Source organism: Erysipelatoclostridium sp. DFI.2.3 (assembly GCF_019132535.1).
In the GTDB taxonomy this organism is placed as follows: domain Bacteria; phylum Bacillota_I; class Bacilli_A; order Erysipelotrichales; family Erysipelotrichaceae; genus Clostridium_AQ; species Clostridium_AQ innocuum.
The window spans coordinates 22377-45037 of the sequence record NZ_JAHOOJ010000023.1; the positions used below are offsets into that span (position 1 = coordinate 22377).

A 22661-nucleotide genomic window follows, 5' to 3' on the forward strand; every position below is an offset into this window, starting at 1 on the left:
TTATCAATACACGAATTACTGAAAATCTGCTATCATCCGGAGGTATCGCAGGAAAAGGGATGCTGCAATCAACATCCCCTGCCTAATACATCTAACTAATATCCACTTGGTCGTGTCGGTTCATCATCAATTGCATGATCATTTGTCCATCCGGTACCATCATTGATCAAATACGGATGCTCAGCTCCTTTTATAATACGTGTGATGATACCCTCTTTTACAGCCAGAAGTCTTCTGGGATACCAATTTCCACCATTTGCCTGTGTCCATAAGCCGGTATAGGTTACCGGAGTTCCAACCTTATACTTCGGATTCTTTGACGGGTTTGGTTTTGGATCCGGTTTCGGCTGATCGGGTGCCTTGCCATAGCCGTTCAATCCTTTTTCCTTCATAATGGCCGGATAATCCTTATATGCATAGTCCAGATCCATTCTGCCATTATAGCCATGAATGGAGCCGTCACTGGTAAACTGCCACATTCCGTACGGCTTGCGGTAGGTATTTACACTGGCCCATTGTGCCACCCATTTATCAAAGCGATCCAGGCGGGATGAATTGATATGGTTTGTAAGCCAGTCCAGGTTAGCATAGATACCGGCATAAAAGCCGGCTTTTTCCAATTCCCGACAGGTATAATAGCAGGTTTCCACATTCATGGCATCACTGACTCCGTTACGCCGTTTCCAACCGTCCGCATCCTCCATATCTATATAGCATGGATAGCTCGGTTTGCAGGTTTTACACAATCTGATGAAGCCGGAAGCCTCCTCCCTCATCTGTGCATCATTGGCAACATAGGAATAATGATAGAGTCCATAGGGCATTTTGACATGCTCACATTCCCGTACATTCCTTCGAAACTGCTTATCTTCTTCAAAATGTCCCCAGCTGGAACGGATGATGGCAAATTCTATCCCGCCCTTTTTTATCGCATCCCAATCCAGTATGCCATTATGCTCGGATACGTCAATTCCAAGTCTTCGCATACACACACCTCCTTTCTCTTTCATACTACGCATTTTAAAAGCACCTGTACAGGCGTTCGCCAAAAGAAAAGATGTCACCCGGACATCTCCTTCTGTTTCTGTATCAGCAACTTGTAAACCTGCTCCTGCGGAAGTGGCGCTGCGTAGTAATATCCCTGAATATAGCGGCAGGCACAGTCTCTCACAAAGGCAGCCTGTTCCTCATTCTCAACACCCTCCACCAGCAAAAGCTGATGCACCTCATGAAAAGCCTCACACATTTTGCGCAGAACGACAGCACCTTCAGTAGACACCATCGCTTTCCATAGCAGGCTCTTATCAATTTTAATCGTTTGTATCGGCAGGCTGAGTACATTGGATATATTGGAATACCCTGTTCCAAAATCATCCAGAAGAAATTCAATTCCCTGCTTGCGCATACGCTGAATAAAAGCAATGATCATATGGTAATCCCTGCTCAGCATACTCTCCGTGATCTCAATCTGCAGCATATGTACGGGTATTTTATATTCCTCTATAATCTTCAGAATGTTATTTCCGAGATCCTGCTGTAAAAACATGACGGCAGAGAAATTAACACTGATGCTTTTCAGGGTTGTAGCGGTATGCTGCAGCTGCTGCAGAAATAAACAGGTCTTTCGCAGCACCTGATATGTGATTTCTGTAATCAATCCGTTTTCCTCAGCAAGTGGTATAAACTCATCCGGACCAAGCTGCCCCAAATCATGCGGCGGCAGACGAAGCAGTGCCTCCGCCTTTGTATATGCCTGTTCCTTTACATCGTAAATCGGCTGGTAAACCACGATAAAGCTGTCCTCCCGGATACATTGTCGTAAAAGCTCAAGCACCCGCTCATTCCGATGGAGTCGTTCGATCATATCTGCAGTGCAGACGCAGGTTCTGTTTTCTTCTGAACGCTTGGCCAGCATGACGGCATATTCCAGACCCTTAATGATTTCATCCTTATCGCGGTTATGTGCCTCGACATGCAGAATGCCTATGCCATACTGTATCCGAAAATCAAAATTCTCAACAGACCATGACTGCCGCATACGCGCAATCAGCTGCGTATGGCACTGCCTGCATGTTTCTGCATCCTTACAGACAATCGCAAATTCATCACCGCTGAAGCGAAAAACACGTACCGCCGGCAGCTCCTTTTCAAGGAAGGCACAGATTCTCGTCAACAAAACATCCCCGGCTTTCTGAGAAAAGTGATCATTGATAAAGCGAAAGCCCTTCAGCGACAGCACCATCATGGAATATGGGTCTGTATCCTTCATGCGGATTTCCTAAAGACGGTTGAATTCCTGACGGTTTAAGATACCGGTCAGCGGATCTGTAAACAGCTGCTTGTTCTGCAAATACAGATATATAATCAGCAGCGCACTTGTTGCGGCAGTTCCGGTAAGGATATAATTTGGATACAGAAGCTGAAACAGGATGACGGCTGCAGAAAGCACCGGGAAGAAATTCAGAATGATAAAAACAGCGGTGTCCAGATTGCGGCGCTTGGAAATCGTAAAGAATACAGAAAATAATACATAGATATAAAAGACGATGTAGGTCAGAGATACCCAGGATCCCCGCACATAGCCAGCTATCGGATCCAGCGTAAACAGCAGATGCGTCAGCGGATTGCTCAGCAGACACAGCAGATAGAACAGAGCCGGTATCCCTGCAAACAGAATATGCTTTTTGAGCTTATCCGCGTCCTGTTCAAACACAGTAGTCAATGTATAAATAAAATATACAACCCCCATAAGCGGAGTGGACATATAATTCAGATGCAGCAGCACCTGATTGATGAGATACGTTGAAGCGGAAAGCTGTGTCAGCAGCAGCGTTGACAGGATATTTGTCAGAATGGAGAGATAGGTTATCAAAAGACAGGCGCGAAAGGCCTGGTTTTTTCGCGAGGGAAGCAGATTCCCCTTCCATGAATATACCATAATGATGTTGAGCATGATGACAGATACACACTCTATCGAGATATCCCATTCCATAAATTATCACCTATGTAGATATTGTATCACATAACCATCACAAAGGGCTATGCAGGATGGACATCAAATGTGAAAAAAATGAAAAAAAGGCATTGATCGGCAGCTATAGATGTCGTTCCTCCTTCTTTTCTTAACATCATCACTGTAAAGAGCGTGGTTTTCTATTTTCCGTCGTCAAGCTCCAGCTGCAGGATGTAGTCATCCATAATAAAGCCTTGCCCAATATCCGTCTGCACAGAATCGATATCCTTGAAGCCCTTCGCACGGTATACATCCAGACTGTGCTGATTGAATTTGTTGCAGGTCAGATAAATGGCTTTTTTATCCTGCTCCCTCGCAAAGGAAATTGCCCGCTTCAGCAGGATACTGGACAGCCCCTTTCCTCTGGCCTTCTTATGCAGATACAGCTTGCTCAGAAACAGACGATCCTTTTCCGGCTTCACACCGCAGAATCCGATCATAGCACCCTCCTCATAAGCCAGAAAATAGGTGTAGTTCTCCTCCTCGATTGCTTTTTTCAATGCCGGATAGCTCTGGAATTTCTCAACCATATAATCAATCTGTTCCTTTGAAATGATGGCTGTAAAATACTCATGCCAGATTTCTGTGGCAAGTGCTGCCAATGCACGGATATCCGCATCGCAGCTGCAGATACGCAGTTCCATATACATTCCTCCCTTGTTTTTTACCATTATAGAGCAAGGCTTACGGTTTGTAAATGTATTTTCGATATGCCAATACGACACTCAGGAAGCCGTCGTTCCCTTTTCAATGCGCTTTTTCCAAGGGAAAGCAGAACCCTTTGCCCTGATCATCATCCATATACAAAGAGTTGTGCATTATACAAAGCATAACAGGGCTCTTGATTTTTATGTTCTGGTTTTCCTTACGGTATCACGGCTTTATGATTTCTTTAGGATATATCAGTAAATAGATAGGATGCTTTTATGCATAGACAGCACCTGAAGCGTCTGCTGTACTTTTTTTCCTGCAGCTTACGCTAACTGTCAGTCAAAGCCTCTCTGTAACAGACGTTTCACTTTATTTTACCGTACCTGGAAACTGCATGGATAAAAAACGCCCTTTACATTCTTGGAATGCATTATGCAAAGAAACAACGCAGCGGTGAGATATGGTACTTTCTTACTTTAGGTTGTTTGCAAAAGGGAGACTTCCATACTATTGTAGTTATCAATAGTATGGAAGTCTCCCTATGTTAAATTAACCCACAATCGAGAAAAAACCTGAGATATCATTTGCGTTGTTTTGCAGCATACTTCACCTGCATGCGTGGTTGATGTACAGGATCGTTCCATATGCACGAGCTCTTTGATGCTTGCCTGTCTCCTCACATATCACCCTCATGTTCCATCAGAGCCTGCTTCCACTGCGCAAACAGAACCTCCTCACGGATACTGCGATTTGCATTGCTCGTACTCGGCAGATAGCTGCAGGGCAAAGCGATATCCGGAAAATGCTTCTGATACAGTTCATAGGCTTTTCTGCCGTTGCAGATCACCCTGTGCAGGGTTGGGTACACCGCTGTCAGGTGTGCGATATCATTTACCCTTTCCTTGCGGATTGCACTGTCCAAACTGCCCTCTCGCTCACATTCTCCAATCACATCCCAAAGCAGAATGTGCTGCTGAAACAGAATTTCCTTTTTCTGAGCATAGGTATCAATCGGCATTTCAAATACCGCATGCAGAATCTTCCAGAAGCGGTTGTGGGCAAATCCGTAATATTCCTGCTTATCCAGAGAAGTCACACTGGGCATAGAACCCAGAATCATGAGTCTTGGCTTTTCCGGGATGATGGGATCAAAGCCCTTCAGCACACTTCCACACCCTTGAAGTCATGGGGCAGTGCCACAGTGATCCGCACCTTAACAAAGCTGCCGAATTCGATAAAGCGCTCACTTTTAAACATCACAATGCCGTCCACCTCATCCGGTGCAGAGCTGGCCCCGCGTCCGCGATACACGCCGGTAAGACCTTCCTGATCCTCAACAAGAACCTCAATGATCTCTCCTACCATACGTCTCTGATTCTCCAGTGATATTTCCTCCTGACGCTTCATCAGCTGCGCCAGACGCGCTTCCTTTACATCCTCGTCCACGGCCCCATCCATGGAATAGGCAGGGGTGTCCTCCTCCGGGGAATAGGGAAAGGCTCCCATACGGTCCCAGTGGATATCCTCTACAAACTGCATAAGCTCGCTGAAATCTGCTTCCTCCTCTGTCGGGAATCCGACAATAAAGGTTGTACGCAGGGTTGGATAGGAAAAGGTTTCCCGAATCTTCTTCACCAGAGCCGCAACCTCTTCTCTGCTTCCTCTACGATTCATCAGCTGCAGCATGCGATTGGAAGCGTGCTGCATTGGAATATCGAAATATGGCAGCACCTTGGGCAGCTTTGCCATTCCCTCAATCAGCCGGGCATCGATTTCATCCGGATACATATACAGAATACGGATCCAGTGGAAGCCTTCGATTTCATGCAGCTGCTGCAAGAGATCAAGCAGTGCTCTTCTGCCATACAGATCGACGCCGTATTTTGTCGTATCCTGTGCAATCACCACCAGCTCCCTGACACCGCGCTGCGCCAGCTGTTTCGCCTCTTCCACCAGCTGCTCGATGGGAAAGGACACATTATCCCCGCGAATCAGCGGAATTGCACAATAGGTACAGTGATTGCTGCAGCCCTCGGCAATTTTCAGATAAGCCGTCCACGGCTTGCTGGATACCTTCCGCTCACATTTGTCATAGCTTACCAGATCATGCCCGTCCAGCAGCTTTGGTAAGAGTTCATGCAGGTGCGGATATTCGCGAATACTGATCACTGCATCAATTTCCGGGATATCCTGCTCCAACTGTTCCTTATAGCGCTGTGCCAGACAGCCGACAACAATCAGCTTTCTGCACCTGTGCTTTTTATACTCCGCCATCTGAAAAATCGTCTGAATGGCCTCTTCCTTTGCGGAATTGATAAATCCGCACGTATTGATAATGATTGCCTCTGCCTCATCCGCATTGTGAACGAGCTCATGGCCGCCGCTATTGATCATACCCATCATTTTTTCACTGTCTACCAGATTTTTACTGCAGCCCAGTGATATAAACCCAATTTTCATATAAAACACCTCGATTATTACTATACCATGATGACCGGCTTCATGAAAGCCGCAAATTATGTAAAATTTTGTTATTGTCATGCTGGAATCATATAAATTCTTTCCGTTCTCTGGTATAATTATATACAGACTATCACAGGGAGGTAACGTATGTACGGACGAGTGGAAATCGATGATGAAACGAAAAAGAAGCTGTCGCTTCTATTAAAATATTATCGCAAAAAAGCAAATCTGAACCAGCGTGACTTCATCACTTACAACGGGGCAACGATCTGTTCTGCCGATACCTACAGTAAAATAGAAAATTGTAAAATCATCAAAAGCAATTCCATCTATCATTATCTGCTGGTACAGATTCATGCTGAGCTCAATCTTCCTTCCAGCTGGTGGGAGCCCTGGAGCACCTGTTTTCAGGAGCTGCTGGAGCTGGTGACGCGCTATGACCTTGCAGGACTGGCAGAGCGGTGTGCCGTCCTTTTTGCACAGCTCCGGGAAAAAACCGATATCTTTGCGGTTGAGTATCGAGAACTGCTGATGCTGATGGCTTCCTATTATGAACACTGCAGCGAAATGAGTGAGGAGCAGTTTCATAAATATATGGAGCTGCTTCCTATCTTTGATGTGAGCATACAGGAGATTTTAAAGGATATGCTTTATACATATACCGTACACAGACACCGTGATGCCAGAAAAAACGGTGCTGTCTTCACCCGCCTGCACATGGCGGAAAGCACCTCGCTGCTCAATATATTGAACCGCAGCTATCAGGCCTATTATGAGGAACGCTTTCTGGACTGCTTTCGGGATTCCCTGTATCTGGAGCAGACATTTTTGAAGCAGGGTAATTACAACCGTCTGCTGGATGTATACGATGCCATTGTCCTTCTGTATGCAGATGTACAAAAGGATGCGGCCAATCATGAATATGTCGAAAAGCTCTTTGCCATTGTTAACGAGCATCCTGAACAGCTGCACCGCAATAAATATCTGCAAAGCCTGTATCAATGCGGGATGCTGTATTATGAAATAGGACAATATGAAAAAGCATGCGACTATTTCTGTGAGCTGGCAAAGCAGGACGACTACCATTTTCTGCCGGCAGCACTGCTTGCCTGTATTCTCTGCGAGAAGCTAGAGCGTGTGATCCCTCCTGAAATATTACAGGAGCCGCGCTATCCCGAGCGTTTTCCGAAGCATGTGACCGCTTACCATCAATACTGCCGGTTCAAGCAGAAGGAACGAGATCCCTTTCAGCGGGAGGAGTATTTTTTGAAGTATGTGCTGCCCCAAATATCCAATGAGGATCAACTGATTTGGGAGCCTGCCTGCAGAGAGCTGGAACAGCTGATCCGATCCACACGCCATTATCACCTGAAAAAACGCATACAGAGCAGTTGAATTCAGAAATTATACAATTTTATACCGAATATCTGACAAAAATCACATATTTTTTCTAAATTTCAAATTTGTAATCTTTTCTTCTTTATTTTATGATATAATTTCTACATACAGGATACGTTTATCCTGTGCAATCAATCATTTGATAGGGAGGACAATATGAAAAAATTACTTTGCGCTGCATTTGCCGTACTGGTATTAGCAGGATGCTCCGGCGGAGCAAAAACAGAAACAAAGACCTGTTCAATGGAACAGAGCGGTATGAAAATGGATGCCACTTTCACCGCTGAGGATGATAAAATCACTAAAACCTCAGTAAAGGTTACCATGGATCTTTCCGCTGCCGGTCTTGGAGACACAGAGCTGACAGATGATCAGAAAAAACAGCTGGAAACTGCTGTATTAAGCCAGTTGGGTGTTGAAGAAGGAAAAGGTGTCAATGTCAGTGCTGAATTCAAGGACAAGAATATCATCGCAACCGTTGACGTTGATATGAAAGACGGAGATTCAGCTACATTGAAGAAGCTGGGATTCGGTGGAGAAGCAAGTCTGTCCAAGACGCTGGAAGAAGCAAAAGACGGCGGAGCTACTTGTAAATAATCTTTGAAACTCAGGGCTAAGCTCTGAGTTTTGCCATTATAATCTGAAGGAAGGGAAAATACAATGAAGAAATTATTATGTGCTGCTTTTGCGGTTGCCATGCTGGCAGGCTGCTCCGGCGGTAAAGAAGAAACAAAAACAATGACCTGTACGGCAGAACAGAAATCCAATGGTTCCACCATTTCACAGACAATCAAGTTTGACTATCAGGGTGACAACATCACCAAGCAGGATCAGAAAACAGTGATTACTGCACCGGATAAAAAAACCTATGAAGCAATGCTGCCGACACTGAAAAGTGCTTCTCTGGAAAGCAAGGCAAAGGGTGTTGAAGGCATGAGCTATAGTCTGACGGAGGATAAGGACAAATTCTCAATTACGGAATCCATTGTTTTTGATATCAAAGAAATCGATCCGAAGGACTACGGTACCTTTACCAACCAGAAGCTGAGCGGTAAAAAAATGGTAATGGATCTGGAAAAGACAAAAGAAAACATCGAAAAAAGCGGATTAACCTGTAAAAAATAATCAGTCCATGACATGATACACGCTGAAGAGCTCTCTGTTGGAGAGCTTTTTTTATTTTTCTTCATCCAAATCCATGAGAAATAGAAAAGACTGTATCAGTAAGGTGGATTTTCAACCTAACTGCACATTGATCCGTCCTTTTATTTTCTTATCCCGCCTGAATAATTCTGAAAAGGCAACATTTTTAGTCGAACTTATAGAATATATCTGCTTTTCCCTATCATAAAGTGATATAATTACAATATCAAAAATCATAAGATATACGAACAGACAGCGTGTCCTTTGGCTATCTCAGATGTATCGCGCAATGCAGCACTGCCTAAATCGACGGCTATCAGGCAAACAGGCTCCATAAGGGAGTCTGCCGCAGCAGAATCCCATACACAGCACTGTTTTTTCGGCTATTCACAAAGCGGTGTAATGCAGTATAGAAGCTTGCTTCACGGCAGGAATGAAAAGACAGGAGGTTTACAGTATGCCAATGAAACTTAATGAAAATAATTACAGCTATTATATTTACCGCAATCTGATATGTCTGGCAATCCTTCTGCATTTCGGCTATACATTGCTTATGGGAATTCTGCATTATGGCGTCCCTCTTCTCTATAATATCTGCAGTGTGCTGTTTTACATCGGTATGCTTTTGCTGGTCATGAAAAAAAAGCGATATGCGCTGGCCGTTTCCCTGATTCATTTGGAAACCATCTGCTTTGTTGTGTTACACACTGTGCTGTTTGGCTGGAACGCTTCCTTCTTTCTCTTTCTGATCGCAATGGCTTCTCTTGTGTATTTCTGTCCCTACCGCAGTCCCTACATCCCCTATCTGTTTTCCATCCTGCATATGCTCACCTTTTTTCTATTGCATGAACAAATACAGGGAACGATGTTCTCTTCTCTGCCGGCTGCTTCCTTACAGCTGCTATTTCTCTGCAACAGCTTTGGTTCATTTCTCACAATCCTTTATGTTGCCTATGTTTCCAATGCCAGTGCCGATATTGGAAAAGAGGTTTTAAAAAAGCAGAATGAAAGTCTTTTGTAGATTGCTAATTACGATTCCCTCACAGGGCTGTACAACCGTACTTATTTGAAAAAAACAGCATCCCAGCTGTGCCTTGAGAATTGCTGTCTTGCAATTGGCGATATTGATGATTTCAAGCGGATCAATGACACCTATGGTCATTTGTGCGGGGATGCCATATTAAAGCAGCTCGCTGAGCATATGCGAACCAGACTGGATCCCGCAATCTTTATCTGCCGCTGGGGCGGTGAGGAATTTGTCTTCCTTTTTCATGATATCAGGGAGCAGGATGCACTGCAGCAGCTGCAGGATTTCTGTCACTGGATGAATCACACAGAATTTCAATACGGCGAACAAAATATCCCAGTCACCATGACATTCGGCATCTGCTGTCATCAGCGGCTTTCTCTGGATGAGTTAATCAATAAAGCCGATCAGCTCCTGTACCAGGGGAAACAAAAAGGGAAGCACACAGTCGTAAGCGGGTAAAGCTGCTGCATGAAGCAATGATCCCTGTACCATAATACCAATAGGAGTGGATGCTATGAGAAAACAGATCCTGTTGATAAGTCTATTGCTTCTGTTAAGTGGCTGTTCGAAAAAAGCAGAAGCAGGCATAAGTAAAACGACATGCCGGGGAACCCTGATGGATACCTTTATTGAAACAACCATGGATTCAGAAAATCAACGAATTTCAACACAGAGCATACAGCTGCATACAGACCATCGTACACTAGGCTATAACAAGCAGCAGGCACAGGCCTGTGTTAAACAGTACCAGAAAGATTATGCAAATATCAGGGGCTTGACCTATCAGGCATCCGTGACAGATAAAGAAATGAAGCAGCTGCTCGTTCTAAAGCTGACGGACATTGACACCGCACAGCTGAAAAAGCTGGATTTCATCCAGACCTTAGAAGACGCTGTATTCGATGTACATACCGCGGTAGTCGTTTATGAACAGCAGGGACTTACCTGCAGTACGAAGCCGGCGGCATAACGCCAGGGTATCCAAGGATACGGCTAACGCACAGTCTGTATTCCTTGTACGAAGCATACAGCCTTCATAAGGCACCGGCATTGCTTTCGGCAATACGTGATAAAGAAAGTAAATCAGCAATAAAATCCTTTGTTTTCCCTTATAAGGATACGGTGATTAAACAGACCGTTTCAAACACAACTGCTTTTTTCTATTCCCGCTGATTCCTTTCCTGCCCCTGTTTTATGCTTATATTATACAGCAGTTCTTTTCTGCCAAAATCATCGATATGAAAAAGATCAGACGATGTATCTGACCCTTTCTGCTGCCTATTCCGGCAGCTTTTTTATGTTGTAATTTCCTTTTATTCCCATGCTTCCCATGTTACAGCGATACGGCGCAGCGCCTCCTGCAGAATCGACTTCTGTGTTCCGATATTCAGGCGCACCCAGCCATAGCCGTCCTGCACAAAATAGCTGCCGACAACCATGGATACATTTGCCCTGATAAAGAAGGCACGCATTTCATCCTCATCCGCAAACACGGAACGCATATCGATCCATGCCAGAAAGCTGGAATCGCTTTTCATGACCTTAGCCTGCGGCATGTGCTGTGCAAACCAGTCATAGACCATGGTGAAATTCTCCCCGATATATGCAGTCAGCTGATCCAGCCATTCCTCTGAATCATTATAAGCCGCAATGATGGCAGGAACAGCATATACATGCGGACTGGTCACATAGACCTTTTGTAAATATGCCAGCAGGCGTTCCCGAATCTGCTTATTCTTAACGATGATGTAGGAGGATTTTAAACCACCCAGATTAAAGCCCTTGTTTGGGGATACACACATAATCGATGCATCCGCAATATCCTCATGCGCATTCCACAGCGTGGTAAAGCTTTCCCGATCAAAAATCACATCACGGTGTATTTCATCACAGACCAGCAGAACATCATGCTTCAGACACAGTGCACTGAGCTGATGCAGCTCCTCCTTCGTCCAGACGCGTCCGCTTGGATTTTGCGGTGAACAGAAGATAAACAGCTTGACATTCTCTTCGACCATCTGATGCTCCATCTCTTCAAAATCAAGATAATAGCGCATATTTTCCAGCTTTAGGGAATTGCAGATCAAACGACAGCCGCCGCGCTCCACCGCTTCAGCGAAGGGATCATAGGCAGGGGTGTTGATCATAACAGCATCTCCCTCGTTACAGAAGCACTGTACGATATAATGCAGAGTGCCGCAGGTTCCAAAGGTCAGCTTGATCCATTCCTTTTTAATATCCACATGAAAACGGCGCTTGTTCCAGTCAATCAGCGCATCATAATATGCATCATACGTATACGTATAGCCATAATCTCCCAAAGCGGCACGCTCTATCATCGCCTGCTTGATTGCCGGTGCACATTCAAAATCCAGATCGGCAAGATCCATAGGAATCGCATCCTCATTTAAACCGAATTTTTCCTTCAAAATGGTATTGTCCCATTTTCTGCATTTTCCAAGCTTTCGATTGATTACATGATCAAAATCATACTTCATATCCGTTACCCTCCAAAATAATGAGTTCCTTTGTTGTGGCATTCAATGGGACACCACGGCCGTTTTCGATAAGGACATCATCCTCAATTCGCACACCGCCAAGTCCCGGAACATAGATACCCGGCTCACAGGACATGATCATGCCTTCCTCCAGCACGGTGTCACTGCCGGCATTCAGCAGTGGAAGCTCTCCATCTCCCATGCCGATGCCATGCCCCAGACCATGCGTGAAATACGGACCATAGCCATGCCCCTGAATGATGCCGCGCACATAGCTGTCCACATCGTTTCCTCTTATACCGGCTTTGATAAAGTCAACACCCGCACACTGTGCTTCCAGCACGATATCATAGATTTTCTTCAGCTCCGGCTTTGGTTCCTGAATACACACCGTTCTGGTCATATCGGACTGGTAGCCCTGATAGGTGATACCGAAGTCGATCGTGATGAATTCATGGGCTTCAAAGGTTTTTTCACTCGGACGCCCATGCGGCATGCTGCCGCGGACACCGCTTGCGACAATCGTATCAAATGCCATGGCACTGGCTCCGTTTTTGATTGCCAGATACTGCAGCAGTGCACTGACCTCCGTTTCCTTCATCCCGATGCGAATCGTGGAAATCGTTTCCTGAAAGATCGCATCCGTGATTTCACATGCCTTACGTACCAGCGCGATTTCCTGGGCATCCTTACAGCGGCGTGCCTCCTCCAGTTCATGCTCCAGAAGCACGGTTTTCAACCCGTATTCCTGCATGCTCAGATATTCCTTCACGAGAACCTGTCCCGCTTCTATCCCAATGCGGGCATGGCTTCCCAGAAGTCGGACCACCTCATCCAGATAGCTGTTGCCCTGTTCATGCACCACCGGGATAAAGCCGCTTGTTGTTTCTCTTGCTTCATTGCTGTAACGCCCGTCCATAATCTGATACAGCTCATCTCTTGTCACCAGCACCTTGACGCCGCTTCCGGTTAAGGCACCGAGATAGCGCTTGTTGGAACGGCTTTTGATCAAGATGGCGTCGATTTGTTTTTCCTCCAGAATGGAGCGAATTTTTTGGATTCTCTGCATACTGCTTCCTCCTTTTTATGATATACCTCTGCACCTGCATTTCTCTTTTTGCGCAGCTGTATGGAAAGCGGCACCCGCAAACGGATGCCGCTGGCTATTGCTAGAAATCAAGATCCAGATCGTTCAGTAAAGCCTCCTCATCATCCGAGAAGATGTTTTTTGCCTCCTCTGCTTTCTTCGCTCTTGCTTCTTCCTCACGCAGCTCCTGACGCTCCATGATTTTAAAGAATGGCAGATAGAGCAGAATTGCCAGAATCAGCTGTGCACCGCAGGCCAGGATCACTCTCCAGTCACCGTTTGTCAGGAATCCCTCCAGGAAGACACCGACATAAGGCGGATCGAAGAACGGCTTGTCCAGCAGACCGTAGTGCATCAAAAACATTGGCATGGTACCGATGATGGCACCACCGAAGACGAATGGGATAAACATTATCGGATTCAGAATAATCGGAGCACCGAAGAGAATCGGTTCATTGATACCGAACAGTGACGGGAACAATGCGACCTGCCCGATTTTACGATAGCGTTTGGATTTGGACAGCATGCATGCCACAACGCATCCGATGGTGATACCGGCACCGGTGAATCCAAAGAACGCACTGGAGGTACCTGCCGTATAAAAGTGTGGCAGAGGTTCTCCTGCCTGTCTTGCGATGATGTTTTCCGCAATGAAGGTAGCCATGATCGGACGTGTAATCGGTCCGAAAACAGATGAATGGATACCGAAGAAGAAAATCAGACAGATCATGAAGTGCAGGAACAAGACTGCCCACGGGTTGTCCATGGAACCAACCAGCGGTGCCAGAAACTGTGTCAGAATCTGCGGAGGCAGTGCTCCGAAAATCTGCTGGGAGAAGAAGCGTACAGCGATGAAGGTTCCGGCAACGATGATGGTTGTAGGAATCAGCTCAAAGGATTTGGATACGAAGTCCGGTACCCCCTCCGGCATGCGGACCGTCAGATTCTTTTCCTTACAGAAGCGATACAGCTCCGTAGCAGCCATACCGACCAGCATGGCACAGAACAGACCCTTTGCACCGAAGTTGGTGATGCTGATACCGCCCTCTACGTTTTCAGCAGCCACAAACAGGAAAGCAAAGGTGGACAGAGTGATACAGCCCGGAATATACAGCTTGTAGTGATTCCCCAGATTGTATGCAATACACATCGTTACATATACACTCATCATACCGATGGATAGGGTAACCGGCAGGTCAAGCAGCTCCGCATTGTTCAAAATGAACTGACTGAATGCGTTATTTTCTCCAATCATGTTTGGTAAAGCGGGGATGATGGCGAAGAAGCTCCCCAGAATCGTAAATGGTGTCATGGCCACCATGGATGCCTTAATGGCACTCAGATGACGCTGTTTATCTACTTTTTGAGCAATTGGCATCAGCCATTTGTTCATAAAGGCTTCAAATTTATTAAACATACTAGGTTCCTTTCTATTTATTTATGCTGTCTTTACAGGACACGTGAGCGGGCATTCCTGAAAGTATACCCCCTGCTCATTCATCTCACAGCCTGATTGAACAATACAAGACTGACCGCAAATGAAGCATAGTCTTTTATAATTCCAAATCAGGGATTACTTTCCCATTTCGTGTTTCTTGCGTGTAACCAGAGCGAGCTTCAATACGGTGGCTCCGTCCATCTGTCCGTATACATCCTTGTCAATGACTGCAAACGGCACGTTTTTCGGTTTGCATACAGCCTCGATGAAGTCAATCTTGTGCGATACCTGCGGTCCGACCAGAACCACGTCCCAGTTATCGATTTCCTCCTCCAGAGAGTCTGCGGGAATCGCCGTAAATTTAAAATCCTCTTCATTCAGCTTCGCGCTTTCCTTTACGACCTTTTTCATGTTCTGCATCAGCATATTGGTGGAAAAGCCACCTGCACAGCATAATAAAATTCTCATGTTAGTTTCCTCCTTCTTTTGCTTCAAATACATCTACCAGTGCCTCAATGACGTCTCTTGCCAGCTGGCTGGTCATATAATGATCCTGCGCATGAACCATGAGCAGTGACAGCTCCGGCTTTTCAGCCTCCGGATCCATTTCCGACTGGATCAGCTTGGTCTGGATTTTGTGTGCCTCCAGATCGATTTTTCTGCTTTCCTCAAGCAGTGCGCGAGCTCCCTCATAATCGCTTTCCTTTACCTTGCGAAGGGCTTCAAACGCCTTCCCCTTACTGTCACCGGCAGCGGAAATGATACCGATGATCTGCTGTTCTAATTCTGTCATGCTAGACTCCTTTCAAAAAATTTATTGATGCACGATACGCTGCTTCGTCAAAATTGACAATCAGCTCTGTAAAGATGTCGATGGCGTCCGCAATATCCTGCAGATGTGCAATCGAATAGGCACAGTGTCCATAACGCACAGGCAGGCAGCTGACAGCGGTCGGTTTACCATCCCTACTCTTGTGAGCCTCGCCGCCATCGGTTCCTCCTCCATTGAACATATCCAGCTGCAGTGGCTTATGCAATGTATTTGCCGTGTCCTTGATACGACGAATCAGGGCACGATTGGGAGCAAGTGTGCGATCGAAGTTTGTCAGCATCATCCCCTTGCCAATCTGGCGCTGATTGGTATGATTGCGAACAAATTCATCGTTAAAGCAGGCAACATCGATTGGAAATACCACATCCGGATTCACCCTGTATACAGCGGTTTTTGCCCCGCGTATTCCGACCTCCTCACTGGAGGTGCCCACCATGTAAACGGTATTGGGATGATCAATGCCTTGCAGCCGTTTTAATACCTCCCCCATAATGAAGCAGCCCAGACGGTCATCAAACGCCTTTCCTGCCACAACATCCGCTAAGGCGAAGTGCTCAAATTCTGTCGTATATGTCACCATATCCCCGACCTGAATGCCCAGATCATAGACCTCCTGTGCAGTCTGTGCCCCCAGATCCACATAGACTTTGGTGGCGGCGTTGCTCTCATAGGTTGCCTGGATGATACCGTGAATCTTCTTACCATCCTCTGTCGTAATACGTACCTTCTGCATAAACTGTGCCAGCGGCTTTACACCGCCCACACTCATCAGCATGACCTGCCCCATATCGGATATACTGCGCACGATGAAGCCAACCTCATCGATATGAGCGCACAGCATGATCTTCGGCCCCCTGTTCCCCTTTTTGAAGATAATACTGCCAAGATGATCCGTGGAAACTTCATCGGCATACTCCTTCAGCTCCGCAACCAGAACATCCCGTACCTCCTGCTCATTGGATGCGATGCCGTCCGCATTTGACAGCTTTTCTAAAAATTGTATATTCATAGAGTCCCTCCTTTAAAATTTCAGATGCGATATGCATTTCATGAAATCCTCATACGATTCTGCACGCCGCAGCTTTTCAATCAGTGCCGTATCGCTCATAACCTCAAACAATACTCTAGTTATATTCTGATGCAGCTTTAAATCCCCCTTCTCCAGATCGACCAGAAAGATGACCTGAACCGGCAGCTTATGTACCGATGCTTCCTGCTTCACAATGCCCACCGACAAAATATTTCCTCTGCCGCACATCTCCAGGGGATGCGGAATCGCAATACCATTGTTATACACGGTGGACAATACTTCCTCACGCTGTTTCACGGAAGCCGCATAGCCCGGATCACAATATCCCTCCTGTTCCAGCTTTGCAGCCATACAGGAAACCATGTCCGCATAGCTTCCTTCCTGAAAGATGTGGAATGCATTTTTGCGAAACAGGGAGGTGAAGGAGCGCTCCTGCAGGACAAGGGATGCATCTGTTTCCAGCATATTCTTGATTTTCTGAATATCCGCATCATCCAGCAGCTCCTTGATGAGAACAATGGGAACATCAAAGACTTCATCCAGCTTTTTAATGGTGAAGATGATATCCGGCTCATAGGAGCGAACCTCATCCAGCTCCAGCAAGGAGAAGGTTTCAATATTGCTGGAGGAAAAGATCGTTTCCAGCTTCAGCTTGATCAGAAAGGCACTTCCACCACCGCTGGAACAGATGATGGCAATGCGGTGATACAGATTCAGCTTGTGATGCAGCTCCTTTTCCATATGGGCGGCAAAGTGTGTTGCGATGAATCCGATTTCATCCTGTGTGGTCTTCACATGATATTTTTCCTCCAGCATACCGGCAAAGCGGATACAGATATTGAAAATCACCGGATACTTCACACTGATTTCGTGAACAAGCGGATTGGAGAAGGAAATGCTTTGATGCAGCCGGTCCAGCAGCAGGGATACATGCGCCAGAAGGCTCTTTTTAAATTCCACATCGGCATTGAACTGGGTATGATACTGTTCATCTGCATCCTGCAGAAAGATCTCGATATCCTGAATCAGACCCTCATCATACAGATAGACATCACTCGGCTTTGTCTTTTGCTTCAGATAATTGCCGATATCACAGATATCACCGCTGCTCAGCGTCACCTGATAGATTTCCTGAATCACATCTGCCAGCTCGACTGCCATCTGCTTATGGACACTGCTGTCTATCACCCCTCCAGCGGATTCAATGCCCTTTTCCGCCAGAAGCACGCTGACCTTCAGGAACAGGTCGATTTTTTTCAGCTCGATATAATTGGTGTTCAGCCGGTACTGCTTCAGCAGGGCAATCAGCCGCTTTTCCAAATGCTGTATGTGCTGCTGGGACAGATAATGATCCATGGTCTTCTTCATATAAAGATTGTCTTTTTCCTGCAGCTCCAGCAGATACAGCTTGCGCATCATGCCCTCACACGATAAGCTGATGCCGTAATGGGCTTTTTTAATCAGGGAAATGCTGTGCTCAAACAATGCCTTTTCTACCTTGGCCATATCAACCTTAATGATGGATTTGCTGACTGCCAGTGTGTCGGCGATTGTTTCCTGCGTAATATAGTCACTTTGCAGAAGCAGCAGAGCGATGATGGTGTCAACACGCTCCTTGCTGCTGATGGCCATACTGTCTTCATCGCTTTGCATATACTGTTTGAATTTCTGCGGTGCCGTGATTTCCAGATAGTAGCCGAAGCGCCGCTTCAGATGGATGCGAAAGCCGTTTCGCTCACCATCCTGCATCAGATATTTGATATCATTGCTGATGGTTCTGGTCGATACCTGCAGCTGTCTGGAGAAATGCTCCAGGCTGCAATACTGATCTGCATGCATGAGCTCTTCCAGTATTCGTTTTTCTCTCATTTGGCTGTTTCCTCCTTTCCTATGGTTGGGATTGCTGGCGCTTATGTGAAAGCGTTATCAGCTTGCATGGTTAGTATATCGAAAGTTTCTAAAAATAAAAAGATTAACTATTTCACAAGAAACATGAAAAATTTATCCACAAACTGGAAAAGTGCCGAAAAAAAGCGGTAAATAAGCGCTTTTGCGTCTATTTACCGTCTGAATTTTTGTATCTGCTTTTATAAAACGAACGATTTTCCAATGCAAATACTCGTTGTGTGAACTCTCCGGCCTGTACCGGCTCCAATGCCTTGTGCAGCGTATTCATGCGTGCATCAATGTTATCGATCATATGCAGCATTTCTGCCTCCGGTATCATCGGCAGCACAGGGGAACCGTATTCATACACCCCATGATGGGATAAAATCATATGGCGAAGCAGCATGGCTTCCTCACAATCCTCCAGCCCCAGCTGCTCTGCTTTGGCCAGTACCTCAGCCTGCATAATGGAAATATGTCCCAGCAGCTTTCCCTGTGTGGTGTATTCACTGACAATGGCACCACTCAGCTCCACAGTCTTTCCTACATCGTGCAGGATGACACCGCTGTACAGCAGATCTCTGTCCAGCATCGGGTACAGATGACACAGCTGCTCTGCCAGCTGCAGCATCCCCAGTACATGCGTTGCGAGTCCGGCATAGAAATCATGGTGATTTCGTGTCGCCGCAGGATATTCAAAGAAATCCTTTTCATGATCCTTCAATATTCCGCATACCAGCTGCTTCATGACCGTATTTTCAATTTCATCGATATAAAGCTGGATGGTTTCATGCAATGCCTGCTGGGAATACGGTCCTTCCTTTACATAATCGGAAATATCCGCAGCTTCCTCCAGCTCCTTCATCTGCTGCACACGAAACTGCAGCTGCTTTTGATGACACAGCACATCCCCGCTCATTTCCACCAGCATACCGGGTTGAAATTTATGCAGCAGCTCCTCGCTTACATTCCAGTATTTCGCATCAATGCTGCCGCTTTTATCCTGAAACACAAAGGACAGGTACGGTGCTCCCTTTGCTGTTACACCGCGGTTCATACTGATAATCAGCGCTGTCAGCTCTCCCTTGTATCCGTCGTATAAATCTTTAATTTTATTGCTCATCACGCCACTCCATTTCATTTAGATGGTTCATGATATCCTCATGCAGAAAGCCCTTCTGCATGCAGTATACCAGAACCTTGTTTTTCAGCGGCTGCCCGCTCAGCTTGCGGCTGTATGTACGGATTGCCTTGGCAATCGTCTTGTTCAGCGCTTCACTGTCATCCTCTTCTTCAAAATTCAAGCGCTCCGAGGTACTTCTGGCGATATCACTGTCAAAGCCAAGCGATACCAGCTTTTGTACGATGGTCTGCTTTTTCATTTTTCTGGATTTATCCTTAATGGTTGCCATCAGCTTTTCTGCCATTTTCAAGGCACGCAGACGCTCCTCCTCATCATCCAGACCGGACAATGCCTCATCGACATCCTCCGCAGATATTCCTTTATTGATCAGGGTCCGCCGTATATTCCCCTTGCCGCTCAGAGAAAACTGCATCTTTTCGATTTTCTGCTGCATATACAGGTTATCATTGATATAACCCTTTTCCTCCAGCTCACTTAACAAGCCCTCCACATCCTCAACGGATAAGCCCGGCTGCCGATGCAGCCAGGTGCCCATTTCCTTGCGGGTATAGTCGCGCATGCGAAGCTTGCGGATCGCTCCGCGATAGGCCTCCAGCACAATTTCCTTCCGCTGAAAATGCGCAACGGTGTAGCGGTCAAGCATTGTGTGCAGACGGATTTTATAGGTGAAGTAATCATCCAGATCTATCAGAAGCTTCTGCGGCTGATCCTCCTTGTCGTTCTGCACATAGATGCGCACATAATCATCCAGCGTTTTGATTTTGATAACCTCGTAGGCATCCTCAAAGTCATTGATTGCCTGATAATATACACTGAGCACCTTGGAATAAAACACTCTGGAATCGTATTTGACGATTTTGCTCAGCGCACGCCGGGAAAAGGCCTTTCGCTCCTTAGCACTCCGGTGCATGAAGTCCGTCAGCTTCTCTGCAAATTCCTGCGGTGTTTCAAACAGAAAGCCGCTGTCCTCCTCGATGACGAGATCCTTTAACACATCATCATAGCGGGCGAAGACCGGTAATCCGCACGCCAGTGCTTCAATATAGGTCATCCCCTGCGTTTCCGTCAGGGATGCAGATACAAAGCAGTCCGCACACGCATAATAGGCCGGTATTTCCTCCGGTAGCTTTTTATCTGTAAAAATCACCTGCCGCTCCAGATGATGGCGCTGCACCAGCTTCTGCAGCTCCTCCAGCTGCGGTCCTCCCCCGACAATCATCAGCTTGATTTTCGTATCACTTACATAGCGAAAGCCCTCGATGGGAATCTCAATGCTTTTTTCCTGTGCAATCCGGCCGACAAACACGATCAGGCGTTCATCCTCCTGAATACCGTATTGTCTGCGGATTTCCTGCACCCGGGCAGGATCGATATTATCCGGATGAAATTTCTCAAAATTCAGTCCGGTCGGTATGACATAGATCGGTGTCTTCACCCCGTACTTCAACAGCGTTTCCTTCGTTTTTTCACTTGGTGAAATCACTGCCTGCGCACTGTCGGATATTGAACGGGAAAAGGTGGAGACCACCTTCTTCGTCACCTTATCCACCTCGTCGATTTCAAAACGGTTTACATAATGCGTATAATCCTCATACATTGTATGATAGGTTGTCACAACTGGGATATTCAGATATTTTGCAACGATACGGCCAAACATGCCCACACCGAACTCCGTATGCACATGAATCACATCCAGCTGCATTTTCCTGATTTCATCACGGGCACTGAAATGATAGGGTGTAGACAGCTTATAGCCGTACAGCCATTTCAGCTCGAGTCCGGGAAGCCGCAGTACATTGCCTTCCTTTTTCATCGTCATTGCCTTGTGATTGGTGATGACATAAACGTCATGTCCGTTTTTCTCCAGCTCCCTTTGCAGGGTTACAATACTGGAAACCACACCGTTGATATCCGGTGTATACGTATCGGTAAAAAGCCCGATTCTCATGAATCCACCTCCCTGATGTCTTTCGGTTTCTTCCGTCTTCCATATTTTTCATCATCGTAGGTTCGTTTCAAATGCAGAAACACAAATGCCCCTACCAGAATTACAATGTGATACGTGGAAAATCTCCACAGGATCATAATACCGCTGGCCTTGAGTCCGCCGACCAGATATTTGAACAGCTGTACGAATACCAGCTCGGTACCGCCACTTGCCCCAGGTATCGGAATAAATGCATTTGTCATCAGCACGAAGCTGGCCAGCGCCAGACAATCCACGAACTTATCCAGCCCCAGATTCAGGTTCAGCGCATAGGCGATGAAAAACGGCAGGGAAAACTGAACCGTCATACGAATCACATTCCACAGCACGGTTTTGCATATGATTTTCTTTTCGTGCTTCATTTCCTTGATTTCTTTGGTAAAGCCTTCAACCTGAATGGTCCAGGCGGCAAGTGTCTTTTCCTTGTTTTTCACGATATGCAGCTTCGCCAGCAGCGTCACGGCATGCCCGCTCAGCTTTACATAGACACGTGGAAACAGCGCCATCGTCCACAGGATACTGATGACACATACATTTACGATATAGCCGATCAGAATCCCCAGAAACGCCGGCCCAATAATCGTCATGTAATGCGTATAGCGCAAAAGAAACAGAATCGTGACATAGACCATCATCGTCGTCTGATAAACGATAAAATCCGCCCACAGAATACTCGCTCCGTCACTGTATTTGATTCCCTGCTTTTTAAATACGTACGCCTGACCGAACTGTCCGCCCGTGGCACTTGGTGTAATCCCGCTGAAAAACGTTCCGACAAGCGCATTGCTCAGCCCCTGCCGGTACGTGTAGTCCTTTTTGTAACGCCGGGCAAAAATCATGATGATCTGCCCTAAAATCATGACATAGATCATTCCCCAAAGGAAAATGATGAGCAGCCAGTACCAGGAGATACTGCTGATGAGATGCATGATTTCGTGATAGTTATCCTTCAGTGCAAACCACAGAGAAACAGCGGTCAGTCCGATGATGACTACAAAATTTAAGATATAACTCCGTAATGAACTTTTCATGAACCCTCAACTGCCTTCCTGCCAAAGCG

General features: G+C 46.3%; 22 protein-coding genes. 6 read left to right on the forward strand and 16 right to left on the reverse strand.

Annotation, left to right across the window (positions count from 1 at the left end; translation table 11 throughout):
• Nucleotides 1-95: 95 nt before the first annotated feature.
• From KSZ58_RS18300 to rimO, 6 genes are all read right to left on the reverse strand, one after another.
• Nucleotides 96-986, reverse strand: a complete 891-nt coding sequence (locus KSZ58_RS18300) for a glycoside hydrolase family 25 protein (RefSeq protein WP_009271047.1) — start codon at nucleotides 984-986, stop codon at nucleotides 96-98.
• A 74-nt stretch (nucleotides 987-1060) separates the two neighbouring features.
• Nucleotides 1061-2269: a GGDEF domain-containing phosphodiesterase gene (locus tag KSZ58_RS22915; RefSeq protein WP_009588363.1), complete on the reverse strand. Its 1209-nt coding sequence runs from the start codon at nucleotides 2267-2269 to the stop codon at nucleotides 1061-1063.
• Between the two features lie 9 nt (nucleotides 2270-2278).
• Nucleotides 2279-2992, reverse strand: coding sequence for a hypothetical protein (locus KSZ58_RS22920; RefSeq protein WP_009588373.1), 714 nt, complete (start codon nucleotides 2990-2992; stop codon nucleotides 2279-2281).
• Between the two features lie 161 nt (nucleotides 2993-3153).
• Nucleotides 3154-3657, reverse strand: a complete 504-nt coding sequence (locus KSZ58_RS18310; protein ID WP_002610149.1) for a GNAT family N-acetyltransferase — start codon at nucleotides 3655-3657, stop codon at nucleotides 3154-3156.
• 683 nt (nucleotides 3658-4340) lie between these two features.
• Nucleotides 4341-4829 (reverse strand): DNA-deoxyinosine glycosylase, encoded by a 489-nt coding sequence (locus KSZ58_RS18315; protein WP_009271049.1) that lies wholly within the window; start codon nucleotides 4827-4829, stop codon nucleotides 4341-4343.
• On the reverse strand, nucleotides 4823-6124 hold the full coding sequence (rimO, locus tag KSZ58_RS18320; RefSeq protein ID WP_009271050.1) for a 30S ribosomal protein S12 methylthiotransferase RimO: 1302 nt from the start codon (nucleotides 6122-6124) through the stop codon (nucleotides 4823-4825). Before rimO ends, KSZ58_RS18315 begins: the two co-directional genes overlap by 7 nt.
• Nucleotides 6125-6274: 150 nt before the next feature.
• Between rimO and KSZ58_RS18325 the strand changes: the two genes are divergently transcribed.
• The 6 genes from KSZ58_RS18325 (at nucleotide 6275) to KSZ58_RS18350 (ending at nucleotide 10668) form a co-directional block, all read left to right on the forward strand.
• Complete coding sequence (locus KSZ58_RS18325) at nucleotides 6275-7522, forward strand: hypothetical protein (protein ID WP_009271051.1); 1248 nt, start codon at nucleotides 6275-6277, stop codon at nucleotides 7520-7522.
• Between the two features lie 159 nt (nucleotides 7523-7681).
• Nucleotides 7682-8122 carry a DUF1307 domain-containing protein gene (locus KSZ58_RS18330; protein WP_008817618.1) on the forward strand — a complete coding sequence of 147 codons (441 nt, stop codon included), beginning with the start codon at nucleotides 7682-7684 and terminating at the stop codon, nucleotides 8120-8122.
• A gap of 63 nt (nucleotides 8123-8185) precedes the next feature.
• Nucleotides 8186-8650 (forward strand): lipoprotein, encoded by a 465-nt coding sequence (locus KSZ58_RS18335; RefSeq protein WP_008817619.1) that lies wholly within the window; start codon nucleotides 8186-8188, stop codon nucleotides 8648-8650.
• A gap of 475 nt (nucleotides 8651-9125) precedes the next feature.
• Complete coding sequence (locus tag KSZ58_RS18340) at nucleotides 9126-9689, forward strand: hypothetical protein (RefSeq protein WP_008817620.1); 564 nt, start codon at nucleotides 9126-9128, stop codon at nucleotides 9687-9689.
• A complete protein-coding gene (locus KSZ58_RS18345) occupies nucleotides 9690-10157 on the forward strand; it encodes a GGDEF domain-containing protein (RefSeq protein ID WP_074748679.1) in 468 nt (155 codons plus the stop codon).
• Between the two features lie 55 nt (nucleotides 10158-10212).
• Entirely contained in the window at nucleotides 10213-10668 is a 456-nt protein-coding gene (locus KSZ58_RS18350; protein WP_009271052.1) for a DUF1307 domain-containing protein, read from the forward strand.
• A 343-nt stretch (nucleotides 10669-11011) separates the two neighbouring features.
• Here KSZ58_RS18350 and KSZ58_RS18355 read toward each other — a convergent pair whose 3' ends face one another.
• From KSZ58_RS18355 to KSZ58_RS18400, 10 genes are all read right to left on the reverse strand, one after another.
• Nucleotides 11012-12196: a MalY/PatB family protein gene (locus KSZ58_RS18355; RefSeq protein ID WP_009271053.1), complete on the reverse strand. Its 1185-nt coding sequence runs from the start codon at nucleotides 12194-12196 to the stop codon at nucleotides 11012-11014.
• Complete coding sequence (locus KSZ58_RS18360; RefSeq protein ID WP_008817624.1) at nucleotides 12186-13265, reverse strand: Xaa-Pro peptidase family protein; 1080 nt, start codon at nucleotides 13263-13265, stop codon at nucleotides 12186-12188. The genes KSZ58_RS18355 and KSZ58_RS18360 overlap by 11 nt, the downstream gene beginning before the upstream one ends.
• Nucleotides 13266-13365: 100 nt before the next feature.
• Nucleotides 13366-14700, reverse strand: a complete 1335-nt coding sequence (locus KSZ58_RS18365; protein WP_008817625.1) for a PTS sugar transporter subunit IIC — start codon at nucleotides 14698-14700, stop codon at nucleotides 13366-13368.
• Between the two features lie 156 nt (nucleotides 14701-14856).
• The gene (locus KSZ58_RS18370) at nucleotides 14857-15189 is read right to left on the reverse strand and encodes a PTS sugar transporter subunit IIB (RefSeq protein WP_002610128.1); all 333 of its coding nucleotides are present in this window, start codon (nucleotides 15187-15189) and stop codon (nucleotides 14857-14859) included.
• A 1-nt stretch (nucleotide 15190) separates the two neighbouring features.
• A complete protein-coding gene (locus tag KSZ58_RS18375) occupies nucleotides 15191-15514 on the reverse strand; it encodes a PTS lactose/cellobiose transporter subunit IIA (RefSeq protein WP_002610126.1) in 324 nt (107 codons plus the stop codon).
• Between the two features lies 1 nt (nucleotide 15515).
• Entirely contained in the window at nucleotides 15516-16562 is a 1047-nt protein-coding gene (gene ypdE / locus KSZ58_RS18380; RefSeq protein WP_008817626.1) for an aminopeptidase, read from the reverse strand.
• 12 nt (nucleotides 16563-16574) lie between these two features.
• Entirely contained in the window at nucleotides 16575-18452 is a 1878-nt protein-coding gene (locus KSZ58_RS18385; RefSeq protein ID WP_008817627.1) for a transcription antiterminator, read from the reverse strand.
• A gap of 187 nt (nucleotides 18453-18639) precedes the next feature.
• On the reverse strand, nucleotides 18640-19593 hold the full coding sequence (locus KSZ58_RS18390) for a 3'-5' exoribonuclease YhaM family protein (protein WP_008817628.1): 954 nt from the start codon (nucleotides 19591-19593) through the stop codon (nucleotides 18640-18642).
• On the reverse strand, nucleotides 19583-21562 hold the full coding sequence (locus KSZ58_RS18395) for a glycosyltransferase (protein WP_009271054.1): 1980 nt from the start codon (nucleotides 21560-21562) through the stop codon (nucleotides 19583-19585). The genes KSZ58_RS18390 and KSZ58_RS18395 overlap by 11 nt, the downstream gene beginning before the upstream one ends.
• On the reverse strand, nucleotides 21559-22632 hold the full coding sequence (locus KSZ58_RS18400) for a lysylphosphatidylglycerol synthase transmembrane domain-containing protein (protein ID WP_008817630.1): 1074 nt from the start codon (nucleotides 22630-22632) through the stop codon (nucleotides 21559-21561). The genes KSZ58_RS18395 and KSZ58_RS18400 overlap by 4 nt, the downstream gene beginning before the upstream one ends.
• Nucleotides 22633-22661: the final 29 nt, after the last annotated feature.